The sequence below is a fragment of the Streptomyces sp. NPDC107765 genome (assembly GCF_055657085.1).
The window spans coordinates 939973-960573 of the sequence record NZ_JBVKBL010000001.1; the positions used below are offsets into that span (position 1 = coordinate 939973).

The window sequence follows — 20601 nt, forward strand, 5'->3', positions numbered from 1 at the left end:
AGCCCTCAGGATCGGGACCATGGACCTGCCCGTCATGCCCCCGGTCTCCCCCATGCTCGCCAAGCCGGTGTCCGGCATCCCCGCCGGCATGCAGTACGAGGCCAAGTGGGACGGCTTCCGGGTCATCGTCTTCCGGGACGGCACGGAGGTCGAGATCGCCAGCCGTACGACGAAGTCGCTCAGCCGCTACTTCCCCGAGGTCATCGCGGCCGTCCGGGACGAGCTGCCGCCGCGCTGCGTCGTCGACGGCGAGATCGTCATCGCCCATGACGGCCGGCTGCACTTCGAGGAGCTGCTGGAGCGCATCCACCCGGCGGACTCCCGGGTCCGCACCCTCGCCGAGCGCACCCCGGCCTCCCTGGTCGCCTTCGACCTGCTGGCCCTGGGCTCCGACTCGCTGCTGCGCGAACCGCAGTCGGCCCGCCGGGAGGCGCTGGTGCGGGCGCTCGGAACGGCCGGGCCGCCGGTGTACACCGCACCGGCCACCACCGATCAGGAGCTGGCCCGGCGCTGGTTCACGCAGTTCGAGGGCGCGGGGCTGGACGGGGTGATCGCCAAACCGCTGGACCTGCCGTACCGGCCCGGGGACCGGGTGATGTTCAAGGTGAAGCACGCCCGCACCGCCGACTGCGTCGTGGCGGGCTACCGGCTGCACAAGAGCGGCCCGGTGGTCGGCTCGCTGCTGCTGGGCCTGCACGACGACGCCGGTCAGCTGCAGCACGTCGGGGTGTGCGCGTCCTTCCCCATGGCCCGGCGGCGCGCACTGGTCGAGGAGTTGGCGCCGCTGCGGATGGACGACGCGGAGGAACACCCCTGGGGCGCGTGGACGGACGAGGAGGCGCATGCGTCCCGGCGGATGCCCGGCGGGCCGAGCCGATGGAGCGGCGGCAAGGACCTGTCGTGGGTGCCGCTGCGCCCGGAGCGGGTGTGCGAGGTGGCCTACGACCACATGGAGGGCAGCAGGTTCCGGCACACCGCCCAGTTCCGCCGCTGGCGCCCGGACCGTACGCCGGAGAGCTGCACCTACGCCCAGCTGGAGGAGCCGGTGGGCTACGACCTGGGGGAACTCTTGCGGGGCTGACGACGAGGCCGGGGGGCGGCTCCGCCTAGCTCCCGTCCTCCTCAGGACGCCAGCGGCGCCGGCTCTCCCCCGGGGCGAGGCGGTCGACGACCTCGGCCAGTTCAGTGCAGGCCAGCTCGATCTTGCGGCGGACGGCGATCTGCTCGGTGACGATCGCCGACAGCAGCAGTGCGGTGAGCGCGGCGGAGGCGTTCAGCGCCTGCAGGTTGACCATGGCCTCCAGCAGACTCTGGCCCTCGAAGGGGCCGGTCCGGTCGGTCGACGCCGAGATCGCCAGGACGGACACCACCAGCACACAGGGCGCCGCACCGGCCAGCTGGAAGCGCAGCGCCGCCCACACGATCACCGGGAAGACCAGGAACAGCAGCGACAGCGTGCTGTGCACCACCAGGAGGGAGACGAGGACCGCGGTGGCCAGCAGCGCCGCCGCCTCGACCGACCGGACCACGGTCAGCTCCCGGGGCGGCCGCAGGGTGCGGAAGACGAGCACCAGCGGGGTGATGACGAGGACGCCCATCGCATCGCCCACCCACCACGCCGCCCACGTCCGCCAGAAGTCCCCGGCCGGCAGGTCACCGGTGATGACCTGGGTGCCGCTGCCGAAGGTCGCACTGATCACCATGCCGGCGAACGCGCCGAGAGCGACCAGCGCAACGCCGTCCCGCAGCCGGTCCAGTTCGGTCCGGAACCCCACCTTGCGCAGCATCAGACAGGCGCACACCGGGGCGAGGGTGTTGCCGGTCATGATGGCGAGGACGGAGCCGTCGAGCGGGCCGAGCGAGGCGACGACGAGGAGCGTGCCGAGGAAGTAGGCCGGCCAGGTCCACAGTCCGATCAGCAGCAGGCTGCTGAGCGCGATGCCGGTGGGCGGCCATAAGGGCGTGACCACGGCACCGGCGACCACCACCTGTTCCAGCAGCCCGATCCGGGCGGACACGTAGTAGACGGCAGCGAGGACGAGGATCGTCAGGGCTGCCGGTGCGAGACGGCGGAGTTGCTCGGTACGCACCACATCAGCCATCAGACAACGCCGGCGACCGGGCGCCGGCCACGACACGCGCGCCCCGCTCGCGCTTCACCCACTCCTGGCCGCCGGCGCCGTCGAAGCGCAGCACGAGCACCGCGGAGTCGTCGGTGTGCCCGGTCAGTTCCGCCACGCTCATCGCCGCCGCGGCGACCGCCGCCGGATCGCTGCCCGCGTTGGCTCGCACCAGCCGCATCACCTGCGTCAGCCCGGCCTCCATGGGGAACGACGGTCCCTCCACGACCCCGTCGGTGACCAGCGTGAACGCGCCCGCCATGGCGAGCCGGCGGCGGGTGACCGGGTACTCCTCCCCCGGCACGATGCCCAGCGGCAGGCCCCCGGGGTCGTCGGCGAGGCCGAACCGGCCGTCGGTGGTGGCCCAGATGGCCGGTACATGGCCGGCCCGGGCGCTGGTCAGCTCCCAGCCGGCCGGGTCGAAGCGGAGGAAGGTGCAGGTGGCGAAGAGTCCGCAGTCGACGGAGAGCAGCAGGTCGTTGGCGCGGCTGAGCACCTCGCCCGGGTCGGCGGCGGGCACGGCGACGGCCCGCAGCCCGAGCCGGATCTGGCCCATGAAGGCGGCCGCCTCCACGTCGTGGCCCTGCACGTCGCCGATGCAGAACGCCAGGGACCCGTCGGACAGCGGAAAGCCGTCGTACCAGTCGCCGCCGATGTCCAGGCCGTGCCGGGCCGGGGCGTAGGTGGCGGCGGCGCGCAGCCCGGGGAGCTGCGGCAGCCGGGCCGGCAGCATCTCGCGCTGCAGCGCCTCGGCGAGCTCCACGCGGGCCCGCTGCTTCTCGGCGCCCTCCCGCGCCTGGGCGGTCAGCCGACCGAGCGTGGCCAGCAGATCGTCGGCGCTCGCCGACCGCGGGGGACGACGCCGAAGCATGGATCGCTCCCGGGGGCATCGGTGCATGGGCCACCGCGGCGGTGCGCTCCGCGCGGCGGATCCGCGGCGGCCTCCTGGCCTGGGCTCACGGGGCTCTCGGGGGGAGCCCGCCTGTCCGGTTCATCATATTTCCGCGGGGTGACTTCCGCTTCACGACGCCGGGCCTTCGCCGGCCGCGGAGCGGTTCGCCGCCAGATGGCGGACGCCGGACCGTACGGCCCAGAAGAAGGCCCCGAGGGCGAGGACGCCCACCGTGATCGAGTCGTACGGGGCGGGCAGCCGGCCGGAGCCCTCGAAGGTGCCGAGCCCGGAGAGGGCGGTCAGGGCGAGGAGGTAGACCACCAGCCAGGCGCCGGTGCGCAGTTCGGCGGAGAGCGGACGGAGCGGCCCGGCGCCGTCGCTCTCGACGGCCGCGGTACCGCCGCGGGCGCCCGGGCGCCGCATGACGAGGAAGATCAGCAGGCCGGCAAGGACCAGCGGCAGGGCCAGCCGCAGGTCGTGCCAGCCCGACCAGTAGACGAACTCACTGGCCACGACGAAGCTGACCGGCGCGATCCAGCGCAGGCCGGGCACCCAGCCGGCGGTCTCCTCCGCCGGGTCGGCGCGGAACACCGCGACCGCCACCGCCGACGCGGCGTAGATCAGCAGGTACATGTCGCCCATGACGCTCACGATGTCCTGCCAGCCGCCGAAGGGCAGCAGGAAGACCACGATGACCAGGAGGTTGACGGCCAGCGCCCGACGCGGGACGCCGAACCGCTCGTTGACCTTCATGAAGTACCGCGGGATCGTGCCGTTCTTGGCGAGCGCGTAGGTGTGCCGGGCGTCGATGGCCACCCCGACGTACGCCGAGCCGCCGGGCGAGATCACCGCGTCCGCGTAGAGCAGGCTGGACAGCCAGTGCAGGTTGAGGATCAGGGCGAGCTGACCGAACGGCGAGTCGAAGGAGACGCCCTGCCAGCCGTGGCCCAGGAGGCTTTCGGGGACGGTGAAGAGGAACGCCAGCTGCAGCGCGAGGTACATGGCCACGGCCAGGCCGATGCCGGTGAGGACCGCCCAGGGGATGGTGCGGCGGGGGTTGCGGGTCTCGCCGGAGAAGTCCAGCGGGGCCTGGAAACCGTTGACGGAGTAGACGATGCCGCCGCCGGCCAGCGCGGTCAGGCAGGCCACGTAGCCGTACGGGGCGAAGCCGCCGTGGTCGGTGAGCCGGCCGGAGTTCCAGCCGGAGGCGAGCAGCGCGATCACCGTGACGACCGGTACGGCGATCTTGAACACCGAGATCAGGTTGTTCATCCGGGCGAACAGCCGCACCGCGTACCAGTTCAGCGCCGTCAGCAGCACGCTGAGCCCGGCGGCCAGGCCGAGCCCGCCGAGGGTGAGGGTGTGACCGTTGTAGAGGCCGGGGAGGTAGTGCGCCGCGTACTGCATGATCGCGCTGATCTCGGCCGCGGTGCCGCCCACCGACAGCAGGGTCGACCAGCCGATGAGGGTGCCGACCAGCCGGCCGCTGGCGAACAGCGGCCAGCGGACCGTGCCGCCGCCCTCCGGCCGGGACGCGCCGAGCTCGATCAGGACCAGGGCGACCAGACCGCACAGCAGACCGGCGCCGACCCAGGACAGCAGCGCCGCCGGGCCCGCCGTCTGCGCCGCGTACAAGGCCGCGAACAGCCAGCCGGAGCCGACGATGTTGGAGAAGCCGATGCCGGTCAGTCCCCAGAAGCCGAGGTCCCGGCGCAGCCGGCGCTCCTCGGCCTGGACTTCCGGCGCGCCGGCCCCGTCGGACCCCGCTGATACGTGACTCTCCGCCACAAAACACTCCTCGTCGCACTGTCCCGGCCGGGTCCGGCCGGTGTCCCGGTTGGCCGGACCCTACTTGACCGGCACCGAAGAGGAATCGCCCGTCCGCACTACGGGCCGGCGGCGGTTCAGGAGAGGCGGTCCGCGGTCACCCCGAAGGTCGCGGTCAGTCCCTCCCGGCCGGCGCCGGTGAGCCGGACCCCGCCGGTAGGTGCCGTGCCGCAGCCGGTCCAGGGCGATCATCCGGGTGGTGAGGGCGGCGCCCAGCGCGCCGGCGAGGTGGTGGCACGGCGGTGACGGAGGCCGCGCCGGGCGAGCGGAGCGGCGCCGCGGCCGCGGTGTTCAACGCCGCCCGCCGGACCGGCAGCGCACTCGGCGTGGCGCTGTTCGGCACGCTGGTCGCCGGCGGCCCGGTGACGGGCCTGCACACCTCGGTGGTCATCGGCGCCGCGGGGTTCCTCGTCGCGGCCGCGCTCGCCGAGCGCCGGATTCCGGGCATCAACCGGCGGCAGCGGGTAGGAAGGAAGACGGGAACAGACGATCGGTGCACGGGGGGGGGATCCGTCCGTGGCCGGCACACGAGGCGAGGAGAGGCCGATGACACTGCCATGGCGTGAGGACGAGAGCTGGCGCCGCCGCTACCCGCAGGCGGGCCCCGACTGGACCCAGGGCATGCCGCAGGGTCGGACGGAGCCGCTGACGCCCATGGGACGGATCGACCAGTACGGCAGGATGGGCAGCGCGCTGCGCGGCGGCTATCTCGCGCCCTGGCAGCGCAAGGTGATCCTCGGCTTCGTCCTCGGCGCCGTCGTCGTCACGGCGGTGGCGCTGCTGCTGGCCTTCTTCGGCTGACGCGGTACGGCCCGGTCGCAGCTCAGGCACACGTCCAGCAGCCCGACCAGCAGGCGGAACGGTGCGGGTGGTGCCCCGGTGCGTGCCGGCGGTCGGCCGGGCGTTCTTCCTCCGCCGGCTCCTGACCGTCGACGAGGGCCCGCAGTCCGGCGAGCCGGGCGGACAGCACGACGGTGAGCGCGGCGAGTTCCTCGGGTTCGGCATGCCCCCGTTCGATGCGGAAGGTCAGACCCGGCGGTGCTTCCTCCGGCGGACCCTGCTCGTCGAGCGGCGGCGCGCCGAACACCGTGACCAGGTCCAGCGGGATGCTGCCGGGGTCGTCCGGCCGCGGCCGGCCGTTCGGTGTCCGCGCGCCGGCCGGCGGGCTCTCGGCGGTCTGGGTGCTCTCGTCGGTGAAGGCGTTCATGTGCGGGGGTTCCTGGAGTCGGGGACGGGGCGCGGCCGGTGCCCGCCCGCCGCGTGGGTCGGCCCTGCCGGGTGCCGCACCGGCCCCGGCCCGCGCCGTGTTCGGGCAGGTCACACGGGCGACGCTAAGAGCGCCCCGGCGCCCCCGCGCGCGGGGCGGCGGTCGGCTGCGCCGATCGGGCGACCGGGCGGGGGCCCCAGGCGTGATATCCAGCGGCCAGGCCGTGTTGGTCCCGGCGCGCGCGCCCCGGGCGGCGAGCATCACGCACAGGTATGTGCAGGTGCCGGATGACGCAGTCAGGATGGGCGGGACGATGAGATGTGATCAGGCCGGAGACGGGCGTGCCGCGGCGCGGGGCGACGGGCGACGGGAATTCCTCAGGTGTGCGGCCGGCGTCGCGGGGGTGGCGGCCGCCGGGAGCCTCGGCGGCGAGGCGGTCGCCGCGGACCGGCCGGCGGCCGGGCGGCGGGACGGCCGCGGGGACCTGCCCGACCGGGTGCCGTTCCACGGCCACCACCAGGCCGGTGTGGTGACGCCCCAACAGCTCTTCGCGGGATTCGTCGGTCTCGACGTACTGGCCGAGGACCGGGACGGTCTGGTGGAGCTGTTCAAGAAGCTCACCCACCGCTCCCGGGTCCTGACGGGCGGGGTGAAGCCGCGCGACGAGCGGGTGGCGTCCGAGCGCCCGACGCCGGACTCGCTCACCATCACGCTCGGCGTGGGCGCCTCGCTGTTCGACGACCGTTACGGGCTCTCCGGGCACAAGCCGCGCCATCTCAAGGCCATGCCGGCGTTCCCCGACGACCGGCTGGAGCCGTCCCGCTGCCACGGCGACCTGTCCCTGCAGATCTGCGGCGAGCACCCGGACGCCATCGTGCACGTACTGCGCGACCTGGCGCGGGAGACGGACGGCCTGCTGCGGCCGCGCTGGCGGACGGACGCCTTCCTCAACCCGTCCCGGCCGTCCGGGGCTCGGCGCAACCTGCTGGGCTTCAAGGACGGCATCGTCAACCCGGACACCGAATCGGCCCGCGAGATGGACCGGCTGATGTGGGTGACACCGCCCTGCGGCGAACCGGACTGGGCACTGGGCGGCTGCTACCAGGTGCTGCGGCTGATCCGCTTCCACGTGGAGAAGTGGGACAAGGTGCCGTTGCGGCGGCAGGAGAAGATCTTCGGCCGGCACAAGGCGAGCGGTGCGCCGCTGGACGGCCGGCACGAGACGGACGCACCGGACTACCGCCACGACCCGCACGGCCGGATCGTCCCGCTCGACTCCCACATCCGGCTCGCCAACCCGCGCACCCACAGGACGGACGACTCCCGCTTCCTGCGGCGCAGTTACAACTACGACCAGGGCTTCGACCACACCGGCCGGATGGACCTCGGCCTGGTCTTCTGCGGCTACCAGCAGGACCCGGAACGCCAGTTCGCGACCGTCCAACGACGCCTGGAACACGAGCCGCTGGCGCGCTTCATCACCCCCATCGGCGGCGGCTACTTCTTCGTCCTGCCGGGCGTCCGCGACGAGGACGACTGGTTCGGCTCCCACCTGCTCAGGGCCTGACGGCCTCTCCTTCCCACGTACCCGTCTCTCCCGCCGCGGGTCGTCTCGCCGTTGCGCTTTGCGGCGCCGCGTACGTACCCGTCTTTCCCGCCGCGGGGCGTCTCGCCGTTGCGCCTGCGGCGGGCTGGGTTTGTGGTGGGTGCGGTGACGGGCCTCCGGGGCCGGTTGTGTGGACTGCTGACGCTTTACGTCCACACAACCGGCCCCTCCGGCCCGTCCCCTCCCGTTGGGGGAGTGTGCGGGTGAGTGGGGGCGCGCGTCGTTGAGCGAGCATCTTGTGGCGTTAGGTTTCGGGAATACCTCGCCCAGCCCGGTTGGTTGTGGCCCCGCAGGGGGCCCTCGCGACCCTTACGGGATCTGTTCGACCATCCCGTAGGGGTAGCCAGGCCCCCTTGCATGCCTCAACGCTCAGCCCCACGCACCGCATTCCTACTCCCCCAACGGGAGGGGACGGGCCGGAGGGGCCTTGTTCGTGGACGTAAAGCGTCAGCAGTCCACGAACAAGGCCCCGGAGGCCCGTCACCGCACCCGACACCCACCCAGCCCGCCGCAGGCGCAACGGCGAGAAACACCCGCGGCGGGAGAGACGAGTACGTGCGGGGCGCCGCAAAGCGCAGCGGCGAGCAACCCCCGCGGCGCCGCAGACGGCTACGTGGGAAGTCAGCAAATGCGCGGCAGTTGCTCCCCCAGCGGCAGGTCCACCACGCGCGTGCCCCCCAGGGGCGTGCGGGCCACGACCATGCCGGGGTGGGTTGCCACGGTCTCGCCGATGATCGTCGCGCTCGCACCCAACGGGTGCCCCCGCATCGCGTCCAGTACCGCGTCGGCGTGCTCGCGTGGGACAAACGCCACGAGCTTGCCCTCGTTGGCGACGTACATCGGGTCCAGGCCCAGGATGGCGCAGGCGTTGGCGACCGCGGGCGGTACGGGGACGGCGCGTTCCTGGATGACGATGCCGGTGCAGGACGCGGAGGCGATCTCGCACAGCGCCGCGGCCAGGCCGCCGCGGGTGGGGTCGCGCAGGACGTGCAGGTCAGGGGTGACCGCCAGCATGGTCTCGACGAGCCCGCCGAGCGCCGCGCAGTCGCTCTCGATCTCCACGCCGAACTCCAGGCCCTCGCGGACGCTCATGATGGCCACGCCGTGCACGCCGATGTCGCCGCTGACGATCACCACGTCACCGGGGACGACGCGCTGCGGGCGGAGGTCGACGCCTTCCGGGATCAGCCCGATGCCGGCGGTGTTGATGTAGACGCCGTCGCCGTGGCCCGCCTCGACGACCTTGGTGTCCCCGGTGGCCACCTCGACCCCGGCGACCCGGGCGGCCGCGCCCATCGCATCGGCGACCCCGGCGACCACCGGCATCTCCACGCCCTCCTCCAGGATGAAGCCGCAGGAGAGGTAGGCGGCCCGGGCGCCGCTCATGGCGAGGTCGTTGACGGTGCCGTTGACGGCGAGGTCGCCGATGCTGCCGCCGGGGAAGAACAGTGGCCGGACGACGAAGGAGTCGGTGGAGAACGCCAGGCGCGCGCCGCCGAGCGAGACCGCGGCGGAGTCGCCGAGCTGGGCGAGGACCTCGCCGCCGAAGGCGGGCACGAAGATCTGCTGGACGAGCTCGGCGGAGAGCGCGCCGCCCCCGCCGTGCCCCATGACGACCCGTGGCTGGTCGCGCAGCGGGGTGGGGCAGGTCCAGCCGGAGATGTCGACGGTGGGCAGTCCCCGGTCGGCCGGGGTGGGGGCGTCGGCGGGGCGGGACGCGTGCGACGTCGTCAGCGGGGTGTGCGGGGTGTCAGGCAACGGGGCTCGCCTCCAGCGGGGTGGGTGGGGTGCTGAGTCGGCGGTACAGGTAGTAGGCGGCGCACGCGCCCTCGCTGGAGACCATGGTGGCGCCCAGCGGGGTGCGCGGGGTGCAGGTGGTGCCGAACGCCTCGCACTGGTGCGGTTTGATGAGCCCTTGCAGGACCTCGCCGCTGCGGCAGGCGGCCGGTTCGCGGGTGGCGATGCCCTCGACGGAGAAGCGGTGTTCGGCGTCGTAGTCGCGGTAGCGCTCGGAGAGCCGCCAGCCGCTGGCGGGGATGGTGCCGATGCCGCGCCAGGTGCGGTCGGTGACCTCGAAGACGTCCTGGAGCATGGCCTGCGCGGCGGGGTTGCCCTCGCTGCGGACGGCGCGCGGATAGGCGTTCTCCACGGTGTGTTCGCCGCGCTCCAGTTGGCGGACGGTGCGGCGGATGCCTTCCAGGATGTCCAGCGGTTCGAAGCCGGTGACGACGATCGGGACCCGGAAGCGTTCGGCCAGTGCGGGGTACTCCGCCATGCCCATCACGCTGCACACATGGCCGGCGGCGAGGAACGCCTGGACCCGGCAGCTGGGCGAGTTCATGATCGCCTCGATGGCGGGCGGGACCCGGACGTGCGAGACCAGCATGCTGAAGTTGCGGATGCCGAGCTTGCGGGCCTGATGGACCGTCATGGCGTTGGGCGGGGCGGTGGTCTCGAAGCCGACGCCGAAGAACACCACCTCGCGGTCCGGGTTCTGCTGGGCGGTCTTCAGCGCGTCGAGCGGGGAGTACACCACCCGTACGTCGCCGCCCTCGCCGCGCACCTGGAACAGGTCGCGGTCGCTGCCGGGGACCCGGAGCATGTCGCCGAAGGAGCAGAAGATCACGCCCGGGCGGGAGGCGATCTCCAGCGCCTTGTCGATCACCTCCAGCGGGGTGACGCACACCGGGCAGCCGGGCCCGTGGATCAACTCGACCTGTTCGGGCAGGAGTTGGTCGATGCCGTGCCGGATGATGGTGTGCGTCTGGCCGCCGCAGACCTCCATCAGGGCCCACGGCCGGGTCGCCGTGGCCCGGATGTCGTCCAGCAGCCGGCGGGCCAGCTCGGGGTCCTGGAATTCGTCGATGTACTTCACTTCCGCGCCTCCCGCGCCGTGTCGCCGCCGACGGCCGCAGGTGCGGCGCCCGCCTCCGCGGCCGCCGCCTCCCAGGGGTCGCCGAACTCCTCCTGGAGCAGCCCCAGTTCTTCGAAGAGGGCCAGGGTCTGGCGGGCCGAGTCCTCGTCCAGGCGCTGCAGCGCGAAGCCGACGTGGACGATCGCGTACTCGCCGACCTGGAGGTCGGGGACGTACTCCAGGCACACCTCCTTGACCACCCCGCCGAAGTCGACGGTGGCCATCCGGGTGCCGTCCCGTTCCTCGATGTCCAGTACTTTGCCGGGTACCGCCAGGCACATGGGCCTCTCCTCGTCATCAAGCGTCGTCCGCCGCGGCCGCGGCGCCGTTCAGGGCACGCCCACCCCGCCGTGCACGGGTGCGGTGCGCGCCGCCACGACGATCTGGCCGAGCGCCAGGCCGCCGTCGTTGGGCGGGACCCGGCGGTGACGCAGCACGGTGAAGCCGTCCTGGCCGAGCAGCCGGGCGGCGGCCTCGGCGAGCAGCGTGTTGGCGAACACCCCGCCGGTCAGGACGACGGTCGTCAGGCCGGCGCGTTCCCGGGCCAGCGCGCAGCAGCGCCGTACGAGTCCGGCGACCGCGGTGTGGAAGCGGGCGGCGATCAGTGCCGGTGCGGTGCCGGCCCGGAGGTCCGCGACGACGGCCGCGAGCAGCGGCGCCGGGTCGGCGACGGTGTCGGCGGCCGCGCGGTCCGCCGGGGCGTCGGTGCCGGTGCGCAGGGCGAAGGCGTAGCCGGGCGCGGGGTCCTCGCCGGCGGTCAGGGCCGCGGCTTCGAGGGCGAGTGCGGCCTGCGCCTCGTATCCGGCGTGGTGGCAGATCCCGGCCAGGGACGACACCGCGTCGAAGAGGCGGCCCATGCTGGAGGTGGGCACGCAGTTGAGGTCGCGTTCGAGCTGCCGGGCGAGCAGCCGCCGTTCGTCGGGCGGGCAGACGGCGACCGGCGGGAGGTCCGCGGACCAGTCGATGCCGGCCGCGCGCAGATGGGCCAGCGCCATCCGGTAGGGGCGGCGTACGGCGGTGTCGCCGCCGGGCAGCGGTACGTAGGCGAGGCGGCCGAAGCGGCGGTAGCCGTCGTAGTCGGCGAGCAGGATCTCGCCGCCCCAGACGGCCTGGTCGTCGCCGTAGCCGGTGCCGTCGAAGGCGACGCCGATGACCGGGTGGCTGCCGTCGAGGCCGTGTTCGGCCATGGCCGCGGCGATGTGCGCGTGATGGTGCTGGACGCGGACCAGCGGACGGCCGTCGGTGTGCCGCTGGGCCCACTGGCCGGAGCGGTAGCCGGGGTGGCGGTCGGCGGCGAGGAGCTGGGGGCGGACCCCGGTGACCGTCTCCAGGTGTGCCTCGGCCCGTTCGAAGGCGAGCTGGGTGGCGAGGTCGTCCATGTCGCCGATGTGCGCGGACAGCCAGGCGCGGCGGCCCTCGGCCAGGCAGAGCACGTTCTTCAGGTCACCGCCGACCGCGAGCACGGGGCGGACCGGCACCGGGAGCGGGACCGGGAACGGGGCGTAGCCGCGGGAGCGGCGGACGAACAGCGGCTCGCCGTCGTCGGTGACCCGGACCACCGAGTCGTCGCAGGGGACGCGGATCTGACGGTCGTGGGTGAGCCAGGCGTCGGCGAGTCCGGCGAGCCGCCGCACGGCGTCCTCGTCGTCGGTGACGATCGGCTCGCCGGCGAGGTTGCCGCTGGTCACCACGAGCAGCCGGGGGCCTCGGGGGTCCCCCCGAGGGTCGTCGGGCAGTCCGAGCAGCAGGTGGTGCAGCGGGGTGTACGGCAGCATGACGCCCAGGTCGGGGCTGCCGGGGGCGACCGCGGGGGACGGTACCGGCGCGTCCGGGGCGGGCGGTGCGGGGTGCGGGCTGCGGCGGAGCAGGACGATGGGGCGCTGGGGTCCGGTGAGCAGTGCGCGTTCCGCGGGCCGGATGCGTACCAGGTGGGCGAGGTCGTCGATCTGACGGGCCATCAGGGCGAAGGGTTTGTCGCCGCGGGCCTTGCGGCGGCGCAGCAGGGCGACGGCGGTGTCGTCGGTGGCGTCGCAGACCAGGTGGTAGCCGCCGAGGCCCTTGACGGCGACGATCGCGCCGGCGGCGAGCAACTGCCGGGTGGCGGCGACCGGGTCGGGGTCCGGTGCCGGCCGCGGCGCGGCGGTGGGGTCGTCGGGGTCGGCGAGCAGCAGCCGCAGCCGGGGGCCGCAGTCGTGGCAGGCGATCGGCTGGGCGTGGAACCGCCGGTCGGCCGGGTCGGCGTACTCCCGTGCGCAGCGCGGGCACATCGGGAAGCGGTCCATGGTCGTCCGGGCCCGGTCGTAGGGCAGCGCGGTGACGATGGTGAAGCGCGGACCGCAGTGCGTGCAGGTGATGAAGGGGTGGCGGTGGCGGCGGTCGGCCGGGTCGGCCAGTTCGGCCAGGCAGGCGTCGCAGGTGGCGGCGTCCGGTGCGACCAGGGTGCGGGAGGGGCCCTGGCCGTGGGAGGGCAGGATGCGGAATCCGGTGTCGCCGGTGGCGGCGAGGTCCTCGCCCTCCACGGCGTCGACGACGGCCAGCGGGGGTGCTTCGCCGGTGATCCGGGCGCCGAAGGCGGCGAGTGCGGCGGGCGGGCCCTCGACCTCGGCGAGCACGCCCTCGCCGGTGTTGGTCACATGGCCGGCCAGGCCCAGTTCGGTGGCGAGGCCGTGGACGAACGGGCGGAAGCCGACGCCTTGGACGACGCCGCGCACGGTGATCCTGCGGCGTGCGGTGACCGGGGCGGGGGCGCTCGCGGGGGCCCGGTCGACCTGCCCGGTGGTCATGAGCGGCTCGACGCCACGGTGCCGAGGTCGGCGGAGTGCTCGTCGCACGGCTGGGGTTCGTCGTCGTCGTGGACGTGGTGGGAGGTGCGGGTCATGACGGGGATGTGGACCGGCGCGCCGTCGCGGGCCGCCAGTGCCCGGTCCAGCAGTACTCCCTCGCCGACGCCCTGGCGCACCGAGGTGAGGTGCACCTCGACGCCGGGGTTGACCCGTTCGACGTTGGCGCGGAACTCCTCCTCGTCGAAGGAGACCGCCTCGGCGATGTCGGTCTTGGTGACCACGACCAGGTGGGCGAGGCCGAAGGCGGTGGGGTACTTCAGCGGCTTGTCCTCGCCCTCGGTCACCGAGGCCAGCACCACGCGCAGGGTCTCGCCGAGGTCGTAGGAGGCCGGGCAGACCAGGTTGCCGACGTTCTCGATGAACAGCAGCCGGGTGTCGGCGGGGAGCCAGTCGTGGAGGTGCCCGCCGAGCATCTCGGCCTCCAGGTGGCACAGTCCGTCGGTGAGGATCTGTTTGACGGGTACCTCGGAGCGGGCCAGGCGGACGGCGTCGTTCTCGGTGGCCAGGTCGGCGGTGAGCGCGGCCACCGGGATGCCGCGTTCGCGGGCGAGGGTGAGTTCGCGCTCCAGGAGGGCGGTCTTGCCGCTGCCGGGGCTGGAGAGCAGGTTGACCAGCGCGGTGCCGCGGGCCGCGAGGTCCTCGCGCAGGGTGTGGGCGCAGGCGTCGTTCTTGGCGAGAACCGCCTGTTGCAGGTCGACGACACGGCACATGGTTCAGCGCTCCTGGGAAATCGGTGGGTGCGGCACGGTGTCGTGCCAGCACACACGGACGATCTGCAGTTCACGGCCGGACAGCAGCTCGGTGTCCGTTCCGCCGCAGCCCGGGCAGGTGAGTCGCGGGGGCATGCCGGGCGGCCAGGTCCGGGCGCAGGCGCCGCAGCGGGCCTGGGCCGGTACCGGTTCGATGTCGAGTTCCGCGCCCTCCAGCACCGTGCCGGCGCAGGCGAGCTGGAAGGAGAAGGTCAGTGCGTCGGGGACCACTCCGGCCAGTTCGCCGACCTGGAGGCGGACGCTGCGCACCGCGGTGGCCCCGGCGGGCCGGGCCGCGCCGTCGACCTGGTCGACGACCGCGAGCGCGATGGACATCTCGTGCATCGGTCCCTCTCTGCTGCGGGACTAAGGGGTGCCGCCGGGCCGGTCCGCGGATCCGCGCGGGCCCACCCCGGGCCCTTGAGCTCATTAGACGGCGCGGGCACGGGAGCGCTGGGGTGCCTCGCCGGGGCGGCGCTGCGGCGTCCTTCGTTCGGTGCAGCGCCGCCGCGGTCACATCGCGCGGATGCGCAGATAGCGCTTGATGTCGGGCAGGTTGCTCTTCAGGGCGAAGGCGAGCACGGCGGCGGCCGCCGTGCCGAGGATCAGTTTCAGCATGGGGTGGTGCTCCTCTCGGTGGTGTCCGCGTCGGTGTACGCGTCGGTGCCCGTGTCTGCGCCTTCGTCCGCGTCTGCGTCTGCGTGCGGGTCCGCGTGCGCGTCGGCCCCGACCAGCCGCAGGATCAGTTCCACGGCCTCGTCGACCGCGGCTTCGACCGGGTCGCTCAGGCCGATCCCCTCGGCGGTGTCGGCCGGTTCGCAGCCGACGACGAGGACGCGCCGGGGCGGGCGGCCACCGGTGCCGGCGCTGAGCGTGTCGAGTAGCGCGAGCACCGCGTCGGGGGTCATGTGGTGGGCGTCGAGGGCGGCGGCCCGCGGGCGCGGGGTGTCCGGTTCGGTGGCGTCGAGGAGGTGGACGGTGCCGGGTTCGGCGCCGCGGGCGGTGGCGTCGACGAGCAGCACCGTGTCGTAGCCGTCCAGCATCTGGTAGGCGAGGTGGACGCCCCGTACGCCGGTGTCGACGATCTCCACGCCGGCCGGGAGGGGGTGTTCGCCGAGCCGGCGGACGGCCTCGACGCCGAATCCGTCGTCGCCGAGGAAGATGTTGCCGACGCCGGCGATCAGCGTCTTCTCGGGCGGCCGGACGGCGCCGGGGGCGGGGGCGCTCACATGTCCTCCAGGAGAGCGAGTTCATCGGGCTGGAAGTAGAGGAAGCGGCCTTGTTCGCGCCGGATGTCGGCGCCCGGGTCGTCCTCCAGCGTCACCGCGAGGTGCACCCCGCCGTCCACGTCGTGCAGCACGGCCTCGACGAGGGCGGTGCGGCCGTGCAGGAAGAGGTCCTGGGCGTCGGTGCGGCGCCGGCCGGGCTTCAGCAGCACTCGGCTGCCGGCGCCGACCGGCCGTCCGTCGATGCTGATCCGGTCGGTGGCGGGGTCGACGTCGCGGTCGCCGCCCGGGTCCCACCAAGGGGTGCCGGGGCGGGTGCCGGGCACGTCGGGGGCCTGGTCCCCGGGCGCCTCCGGGCCGGGCCCGGTGACCTCGCGCAGTGCGCGTACGGCCCCGTGCAGCCGGTCCAGGACCTCAGGGGGCATGGTGTCGGCGAGTGCGATGACGTCGGCGGCGCGCGGGTCGGTGCCGCGGGCCTCACGCTTCTCCTGGTCGGTGAGGGCCGCGGTGCGCAGGGCGAGGATCTCGTCGATCTCCAGGGCGTCGTAGAGCGCGCCGGGGCTTTCGGGGGCGACGGCCGGGTGGTCCTCCAGGATGATCGGTGAGGACAGGACGACGTCGGCGCGGCCCGGTTCGCCGGCCAGGACCGGCCAGGTGTGCTCGTTGCGGCAGGACGCGACGGCGGCGCGGGCCCATTCGGGCGGGTCGGTCAGGGACAGGAAGCGGCCGGCGCTCAGGCCGAGGAAGAGGTGGGCGCCGATCAGCGCGTGCGGCAGTGCCGCGGTCCGGTCCGTGGTGCCGGAGGGGGTCCAGTCGCCGGTGTTCTCGACGGTCGCGGTCAGCCGCAGCGCGGCGTACGGTCCGTCGAGCGGGCTCGCGGTCAGCCGGATCCGCCCGTCGATCCGGGCGCGGCGGCGCACCAGCCGGCCGATGAGGCGTCCGTCGGCGTCGTGCACCGGCTCGGTCTCCTCGCTCGCCGGCCGGGTGAACGGCAGGGTGCGGCCGGCGCCGGTCAGTTCAGTGACGGCGGCGTCGAGGGTGAGGCGTTCCTCGGTGGCCTCGTCCCAGGGGACCAGCACCCGGTCGGGCAGTTCCAGTTGGTCGACGGTCTCGAACTCACCGTCGGGGCGCAGGCGTTGGACGGTGCGGCGCTGGGCGTGCAGGAACCGCAGTTCGGCCGAGAGCCGGGCACCGGGCTTCGGTTCCATCAGGCATTCGGTGCGCTGGTGGGAGTGTTCGGCGCCGGCGGCGGTCCAGCCGGGTGGGACGAGGACGCCGAACTGCCAGCGCAGCCGGTTCTTGGCGGCGGAGGCGCGGTACGGGTAGAGCACATAGCCCTCGAACAGCACGGCGTCCGCCACCTGGCGGGCGGCGGCGAAGCGGTCCGTCGTCCCGTCGGGCCGGGTGCCGGTCGTCATGGGGCGGTCCTCTCGGCGAGCGGGCGGGCGGCGGTGCCGGGGAGCGGCCGTGCGTGCCGGGCGGGCGGTGGGGGCGGCGGGTCGTCGCCGGCCGCGGCGAGCAGCGCCTCGACGGCCTGCTGCCAGGAGGGCAGGGCGTGCCGGGAGCGGTAGGCGAGCAGCGCGTCGAGGGTGGTGCGGGGCAGCCGCAGCCAGCCGCAGCCCGGGAAGTGGGTCTCGATCATTTCCTGCCAGACCGTCACCGGCATCCGCACCTGTGCTTCCTTGTGCCAGGGGACGGGGTGGACCCGGAAGCCGCCGGCACCGGCGAAGACGGTGCCGGAGAACAGCAGCAGCAGCGGGACCTCGCCGTCGGCGAGTGCGTGGAAGTAGCGGCCGGCCGCGACGTCGAGGTCGTAGCTGCAGGGGACGGGCAGCTCGATCTCGGTGGTGCCGGTGAAGCCGGGGACGACGTGGGAGACGTGGGCGAACTGGAGGGGGTGCAGGGTGCTGCTCCAGCGGGAGCGGTCGCCGAAGAGGTCGGCGAGCGCCTCGGCCTCGTCGGGCCGGTAGTCGCGGCGGGCGGGTTCGATCCGGATCTGGCAGCGCAGCGCGACGGCGTGCACCCGGTCCGCGGGGTCGGTGGTGGACAGGCGCAGCCGGAAGAGGAGGGTGGGGGCGGCGGCGCGGCGGTCGGCGCGGACGCCGGTGCAGTCGAAGGACAGCTCGGTCACGGCCGGTCGTCCTCCCTCGGTTCGCGGGCCCGGCGGGCGACCGTGGTGAAGAAGTCGGTGAGTGCGGCGCGGGCTTCGGCGCCGCCGTCGAAGCCGTGCCACAACAGCCGCATCCGGCCCACGAGTTCGTAACAGATGTCGATCGGTACGAGGTAGCAGTCGGTGCGGTCGTCGGCGCGGCGCAGCAGCAGGGCCTCGACGTCGGGCTGGAGGAGCGGGGCGAGGCGGCTGCCCGCGAGGACGGTTTCCCAGGCGGCGGGGTCGAGTTCGCTCTCGGTGGCGCCGGCCGGGCTGGGGTAGAGCGCGACCAGCCGGTCCAGGCCGGTGTGGCGGAGGAAGAAGGCGACGCCGACGGGGATCCGCAGCAGGTCCCAGGCCGCCTCGTCGAGGGTGTGGCCGGGGTCGGTGAGATAGCGGTCGGGGACGGTGCAGAACCGTCCGCGGCCGGCGCCGGCGTGTTCGAAGAGCAGGGCGCAGGGCGTGCAGGCGCAGGCCAGGGCCCGGCGTTCGGTGTCGACGAGGTGGCGGTGGTTGTGTTCGGCGAGCACCACGCCGCACAGTTCGCAGCGTTCGGGGGCGGCCGGGGCCGGGGCGCGGAAGCGGCGCAGCCCGCGGTGGGCGGTGTGCGGTCCCAGGCGGGTGGCCACCGGCTGACGGCCGGTCATGAGGCGGTGGCGGGGGCCGGCGGCCGGCGGGAGATCTGCAGCAGGACCGGCTCGTCCGCGGCCGGTTCCGCCTCCCACTCGACGGTGCTGACCTCGGGGGCGAAGCTGCTGACCGCTGCTTCCACGGCCTGCCGGCCGGTTCCGTCCGCGCCGGAGCAGCCGCAGCCGCCGGAGTCGGCCGCCCGCAGCCGCAGCGTGCCGGTGTCCGGGTCGAAGCCGGCGGCCTCGGCGGGGTGCCGGCCCCGGACGCTCTCCAGGGCCCGTCCGATGCGGGCCTCGGTGTCCTCGGGGTGCAGGTCGTGCAGTGCGAGCAGGCTGGTGACCAGGGGGTCGCCGAGCAGCGCGGTGCGCAGTGCGGGGTGCGGGCCGGTGCCGTCCGGGGTGCGCTCCAGGTGGTGCATGATGCGGGCGAGCCCGGCGCCGTAGAAGTCCATCAGGACGCGGACCAGTTCCTCGGCGGCGGCGCCGGTCTCGTGGTCGGCGTTCCGGGTGAGCCGGTCGAGCACCTCCTCGACGCGGCGGCCGGCCTCCTCGGCGCTCGGGGCGGCGGGCGGTGCCTGGCGGTCGGTGGGGGCGCTCATCCGGCCAGTCCGCTCAGGCCGGTGGGCACGTGCTCGGTCCGGACGGTCCGGCCGTCGCCGACGTACATGTGGACGCCGCAGGGCAGACAGGGGTCGAAGCTGCGCACCGCGCGCATGATGTCGATGCCCTTGAAGGTCTCCGGGGGGTTCTCCTCGAAGATGGGGGTGTTCTGCACCGCGTCCTCGTAGGGGCCGGGGGTCCCGTAGCTGTCGCGGGTGCTGGCGTTCCACGGTGTCGGCGGGTACGGGTGGTAGTTGGCGATCTTCCCGTCCCGGATGACCATGTGGTGCGAGAGGACGCCGCGGACCGCCTCGGTGAAGCCGACGCCGATGGACTCGTCGGGGACCTCGAACTTCTCCCAGGTCCGGGTGCGTCCGGCGCGGACCTCCTCCAGGGCCTGTTCAGCGAAGTGCAGCGCCATGGCGGCGGTGTACGCCTGGAAGTAGGTGCGGGCGCGGTTGCGTTCCAGGGCGTTGCTCCACTTGGGGATCCGCCACTCGAAGCGGGCCTCGGGGCGGGTGAGGCTGCGCGGCAGGTCGATGACGACGCTGTGGCCGGTGGCCTTGACGTAGGGGGTGTCGACGAGTCCGGAGAGCGCGGTGGACCACAGCCGGGCGATCGGTCCGCCGCCGGTGTCCAGCGCGAGGTGCTCCTTGCCGTCGAACCAGCGCGGGGACATCACCCAGCTGTATTTGTCGGCGAAGTCGCGCTTCTGCGGGGCGGGGATGGTGTGCTGGTTCCACGGGTGGCGGGCGTCGACGGGGTTGCCGAGCGGGTCGTGGGTGACGAACTTCTCCTGGTCCGCCCAGTCCTGGTAGTAGGAGCTGCCCAGCAGGATGCGGATGCCGAGGTTGATCTCGGTGAGGTCGTTGGTGATGAGTTTGCCGTCGACGATGATGCCGGGGGTGACGAACATCTTCCGGCCCCAGTCCGTCATGTTGCGGTAGGTGAAGTCGCAGTGGTCGGGGTCGTTGAACGCGCCCCAGCAGCCGAGCAGGACGCGCCGCCGGCCGACCTCCTCGTATCCGGGCAGCGCCTCGTAGAAGAAGTCGAAGAGGTCGTCGTGGAGCGGGACGACCCGCTTCATGAATTCGACGTAGCGCATCAGCCGGCTGAGGTAGTCGGTGAAGAGCTGGACGCTGGCGATGGTGCCGACGCCGCCCGGGTAGAGCGTGGAGGGGTGCACATGGCGGCCCTCCATGAGGCAGAACATCTCCCGGGTGTAGCGGCTGACCTGGAGCGCCTCGCGGTAGAACTCGCCCTCGATGGGGTTGAGGGAGCTCATGATGTCGGCGATGGTGCGGTAGCCGTGGTCGCCGGCGTGCGGGGCCTCGGTGCGCCGGGCGAGTTCCCAGACGCCCGGGTTGGTCTCGCGGACCATCTTCTCGCAGTAGTCGACGCCGACCAGGTTCTCCTGGAAGATGTTGTGGTCGAACATGAACTCCGCGGACTCGCCGAGGTTGATGATCCACTCCCCCAGGTGCGGCGGCTTGACGCCGTAGGCCATGTTCTGGGTGTAGACCGAGCAGGTGGCGTGGTTGTCACCGCAGATGCCGCAGATCCGGCTGGTGATGAAGTGCGCGTCGCGCGGGTCCTTGCCGCGCATGAAGACGCTGTAGCCGCGGAAGACCGACGAGGTGCTGTAGCACTCCGCGACCCGCTTCTGCTTGAAGTCGATCTTGGTGTGGATGCCCAGGCTGCCCACGATCCGGGTGATCGGGTCCCAGGACATCTCCGTCAGACCGCTGCCGTCACCGGCCGCCTCAGTCGTCGGTGCCATCGTGTGTGCCGTTGCCCTTCTGTAGGCGGGAGGTGGGGTTGGACGGGGCGGCGGGGGCG

At 73.4% G+C, this 20601-nt stretch carries 21 protein-coding genes; 4 read left to right on the top strand and 17 right to left on the bottom strand.

The window, feature by feature from the left end; all coding sequences use genetic code 11:
• Nucleotides 1-19: 19 nt before the first annotated feature.
• Complete coding sequence (locus tag ACZ7MX_RS04330; protein WP_472129172.1) at nucleotides 20-1081, top strand: ATP-dependent DNA ligase; 1062 nt, start codon at nucleotides 20-22, stop codon at nucleotides 1079-1081.
• A gap of 25 nt (nucleotides 1082-1106) precedes the next feature.
• Here ACZ7MX_RS04330 and ACZ7MX_RS04335 read toward each other — a convergent pair whose 3' ends face one another.
• The 3 genes from ACZ7MX_RS04335 to ACZ7MX_RS04345 all read right to left on the bottom strand — a co-directional run bounded on the left by ACZ7MX_RS04335 (nucleotide 1107) and on the right by ACZ7MX_RS04345 (nucleotide 4728).
• Nucleotides 1107-2093 (bottom strand): MASE1 domain-containing protein, encoded by a 987-nt coding sequence (locus tag ACZ7MX_RS04335; RefSeq protein WP_472129301.1) that lies wholly within the window; start codon nucleotides 2091-2093, stop codon nucleotides 1107-1109.
• A 1-nt stretch (nucleotide 2094) separates the two neighbouring features.
• A complete protein-coding gene (locus ACZ7MX_RS04340) occupies nucleotides 2095-2991 on the bottom strand; it encodes a PP2C family protein-serine/threonine phosphatase (protein WP_472129174.1) in 897 nt (298 codons plus the stop codon).
• A 150-nt stretch (nucleotides 2992-3141) separates the two neighbouring features.
• Nucleotides 3142-4728, bottom strand: coding sequence for an amino acid permease (locus ACZ7MX_RS04345; RefSeq protein ID WP_472129303.1), 1587 nt, complete (start codon nucleotides 4726-4728; stop codon nucleotides 3142-3144).
• Between the two features lie 353 nt (nucleotides 4729-5081).
• Here ACZ7MX_RS04345 and ACZ7MX_RS04350 point away from each other — a divergent pair, with 353 nt between their 5' ends.
• Complete coding sequence (locus ACZ7MX_RS04350) at nucleotides 5082-5405, top strand: hypothetical protein (protein WP_472129176.1); 324 nt, start codon at nucleotides 5082-5084, stop codon at nucleotides 5403-5405.
• Nucleotides 5386-5640, top strand: a complete 255-nt coding sequence (locus tag ACZ7MX_RS04355; RefSeq protein WP_472129178.1) for a hypothetical protein — start codon at nucleotides 5386-5388, stop codon at nucleotides 5638-5640. The genes ACZ7MX_RS04350 and ACZ7MX_RS04355 overlap by 20 nt, the downstream gene beginning before the upstream one ends.
• 22 nt (nucleotides 5641-5662) lie before the next feature.
• Here ACZ7MX_RS04355 and ACZ7MX_RS04360 read toward each other — a convergent pair whose 3' ends face one another.
• Complete coding sequence (locus tag ACZ7MX_RS04360) at nucleotides 5663-6046, bottom strand: acyl-CoA carboxylase subunit epsilon (protein WP_472129179.1); 384 nt, start codon at nucleotides 6044-6046, stop codon at nucleotides 5663-5665.
• Nucleotides 6047-6359: 313 nt separating this feature from the next.
• Here ACZ7MX_RS04360 and efeB point away from each other — a divergent pair, with 313 nt between their 5' ends.
• Nucleotides 6360-7613 carry an iron uptake transporter deferrochelatase/peroxidase subunit gene (efeB, locus tag ACZ7MX_RS04365; protein WP_472129180.1) on the top strand — a complete coding sequence of 418 codons (1254 nt, stop codon included), beginning with the start codon at nucleotides 6360-6362 and terminating at the stop codon, nucleotides 7611-7613.
• A 660-nt stretch (nucleotides 7614-8273) separates the two neighbouring features.
• Here efeB and hypE read toward each other — a convergent pair.
• The 13 genes from hypE to ACZ7MX_RS04430 form a co-directional block, all read right to left on the bottom strand.
• Nucleotides 8274-9263 carry a hydrogenase expression/formation protein HypE gene (gene hypE / locus ACZ7MX_RS04370; RefSeq protein ID WP_472129305.1) on the bottom strand — a complete coding sequence of 330 codons (990 nt, stop codon included), beginning with the start codon at nucleotides 9261-9263 and terminating at the stop codon, nucleotides 8274-8276.
• Nucleotides 9264-9402: 139 nt separating this feature from the next.
• Complete coding sequence (hypD, locus tag ACZ7MX_RS04375) at nucleotides 9403-10527, bottom strand: hydrogenase formation protein HypD (protein WP_472129182.1); 1125 nt, start codon at nucleotides 10525-10527, stop codon at nucleotides 9403-9405.
• Entirely contained in the window at nucleotides 10524-10847 is a 324-nt protein-coding gene (locus tag ACZ7MX_RS04380; protein WP_201811825.1) for a HypC/HybG/HupF family hydrogenase formation chaperone, read from the bottom strand. Before ACZ7MX_RS04380 ends, hypD begins: the two co-directional genes overlap by 4 nt.
• A gap of 48 nt (nucleotides 10848-10895) precedes the next feature.
• Complete coding sequence (gene hypF, locus ACZ7MX_RS04385) at nucleotides 10896-13349, bottom strand: carbamoyltransferase HypF (protein ID WP_472129184.1); 2454 nt, start codon at nucleotides 13347-13349, stop codon at nucleotides 10896-10898.
• Entirely contained in the window at nucleotides 13346-14119 is a 774-nt protein-coding gene (hypB, locus tag ACZ7MX_RS04390) for a hydrogenase nickel incorporation protein HypB (RefSeq protein WP_472129186.1), read from the bottom strand. The genes hypF and hypB overlap by 4 nt, the downstream gene beginning before the upstream one ends.
• Nucleotides 14120-14122: 3 nt before the next feature.
• A complete protein-coding gene (gene hypA / locus ACZ7MX_RS04395; RefSeq protein ID WP_472129188.1) occupies nucleotides 14123-14503 on the bottom strand; it encodes a hydrogenase maturation nickel metallochaperone HypA in 381 nt (126 codons plus the stop codon).
• 168 nt (nucleotides 14504-14671) lie between these two features.
• Complete coding sequence (locus ACZ7MX_RS04400) at nucleotides 14672-14776, bottom strand: DUF6893 family small protein (RefSeq protein ID WP_374102871.1); 105 nt, start codon at nucleotides 14774-14776, stop codon at nucleotides 14672-14674.
• Nucleotides 14770-15387, bottom strand: coding sequence for a hydrogenase maturation protease (locus ACZ7MX_RS04405; RefSeq protein ID WP_472129190.1), 618 nt, complete (start codon nucleotides 15385-15387; stop codon nucleotides 14770-14772). The genes ACZ7MX_RS04400 and ACZ7MX_RS04405 overlap by 7 nt, the downstream gene beginning before the upstream one ends.
• A complete protein-coding gene (locus ACZ7MX_RS04410) occupies nucleotides 15384-16802 on the bottom strand; it encodes a hypothetical protein (RefSeq protein ID WP_472129192.1) in 1419 nt (472 codons plus the stop codon). The genes ACZ7MX_RS04405 and ACZ7MX_RS04410 overlap by 4 nt, the downstream gene beginning before the upstream one ends.
• Nucleotides 16799-17515 (bottom strand): DUF6084 family protein, encoded by a 717-nt coding sequence (locus ACZ7MX_RS04415; RefSeq protein ID WP_472129194.1) that lies wholly within the window; start codon nucleotides 17513-17515, stop codon nucleotides 16799-16801. The genes ACZ7MX_RS04410 and ACZ7MX_RS04415 overlap by 4 nt, the downstream gene beginning before the upstream one ends.
• Nucleotides 17512-18180, bottom strand: coding sequence for a DUF5947 family protein (locus ACZ7MX_RS04420; RefSeq protein ID WP_472129196.1), 669 nt, complete (start codon nucleotides 18178-18180; stop codon nucleotides 17512-17514). The genes ACZ7MX_RS04415 and ACZ7MX_RS04420 overlap by 4 nt, the downstream gene beginning before the upstream one ends.
• Nucleotides 18177-18761 (bottom strand): hypothetical protein, encoded by a 585-nt coding sequence (locus ACZ7MX_RS04425; RefSeq protein ID WP_472129198.1) that lies wholly within the window; start codon nucleotides 18759-18761, stop codon nucleotides 18177-18179. The genes ACZ7MX_RS04420 and ACZ7MX_RS04425 overlap by 4 nt, the downstream gene beginning before the upstream one ends.
• Nucleotides 18758-20542 (bottom strand): nickel-dependent hydrogenase large subunit, encoded by a 1785-nt coding sequence (locus ACZ7MX_RS04430; protein ID WP_472129200.1) that lies wholly within the window; start codon nucleotides 20540-20542, stop codon nucleotides 18758-18760. The genes ACZ7MX_RS04425 and ACZ7MX_RS04430 overlap by 4 nt, the downstream gene beginning before the upstream one ends.
• Nucleotides 20543-20601 lie beyond the last annotated feature (59 nt).

Excerpts from the sequence above, each read along its gene's own strand:
- ACZ7MX_RS04355 (WP_472129178.1), top strand. The coding sequence starts at position 5,386 with ATGACACTGCCATGGCGTGAGGACGAGAGCTGGCGCCGCCGCTACCCG.
- hypB (WP_472129186.1), bottom strand. The coding sequence starts at position 14,119 with ATGTGCCGTGTCGTCGACCTGCAACAGGCGGTTCTCGCCAAGAACGAC.
- ACZ7MX_RS04330 (WP_472129172.1), top strand. The coding sequence starts at position 20 with ATGGACCTGCCCGTCATGCCCCCGGTCTCCCCCATGCTCGCCAAGCCG.
- ACZ7MX_RS04410 (WP_472129192.1), bottom strand. The coding sequence starts at position 16,802 with ATGACGACCGGCACCCGGCCCGACGGGACGACGGACCGCTTCGCCGCC.
- efeB (WP_472129180.1), top strand. The coding sequence starts at position 6,360 with ATGAGATGTGATCAGGCCGGAGACGGGCGTGCCGCGGCGCGGGGCGAC.
- ACZ7MX_RS04380 (WP_201811825.1), bottom strand. The coding sequence starts at position 10,847 with ATGTGCCTGGCGGTACCCGGCAAAGTACTGGACATCGAGGAACGGGAC.
- ACZ7MX_RS04400 (WP_374102871.1), bottom strand. The coding sequence starts at position 14,776 with ATGCTGAAACTGATCCTCGGCACGGCGGCCGCCGCCGTGCTCGCCTTC.
- ACZ7MX_RS04340 (WP_472129174.1), bottom strand. The coding sequence starts at position 2,991 with ATGCTTCGGCGTCGTCCCCCGCGGTCGGCGAGCGCCGACGATCTGCTG.
- hypA (WP_472129188.1), bottom strand. The coding sequence starts at position 14,503 with ATGCACGAGATGTCCATCGCGCTCGCGGTCGTCGACCAGGTCGACGGC.
- hypE (WP_472129305.1), bottom strand. The coding sequence starts at position 9,263 with ATGGGGCACGGCGGGGGCGGCGCGCTCTCCGCCGAGCTCGTCCAGCAG.
- ACZ7MX_RS04425 (WP_472129198.1), bottom strand. The coding sequence starts at position 18,761 with ATGAGCGCCCCCACCGACCGCCAGGCACCGCCCGCCGCCCCGAGCGCC.
- hypF (WP_472129184.1), bottom strand. The coding sequence starts at position 13,349 with ATGACCACCGGGCAGGTCGACCGGGCCCCCGCGAGCGCCCCCGCCCCG.
- ACZ7MX_RS04360 (WP_472129179.1), bottom strand. The coding sequence starts at position 6,046 with ATGAACGCCTTCACCGACGAGAGCACCCAGACCGCCGAGAGCCCGCCG.
- ACZ7MX_RS04430 (WP_472129200.1), bottom strand. The coding sequence starts at position 20,542 with ATGGCACCGACGACTGAGGCGGCCGGTGACGGCAGCGGTCTGACGGAG.
- ACZ7MX_RS04420 (WP_472129196.1), bottom strand. The coding sequence starts at position 18,180 with ATGACCGGCCGTCAGCCGGTGGCCACCCGCCTGGGACCGCACACCGCC.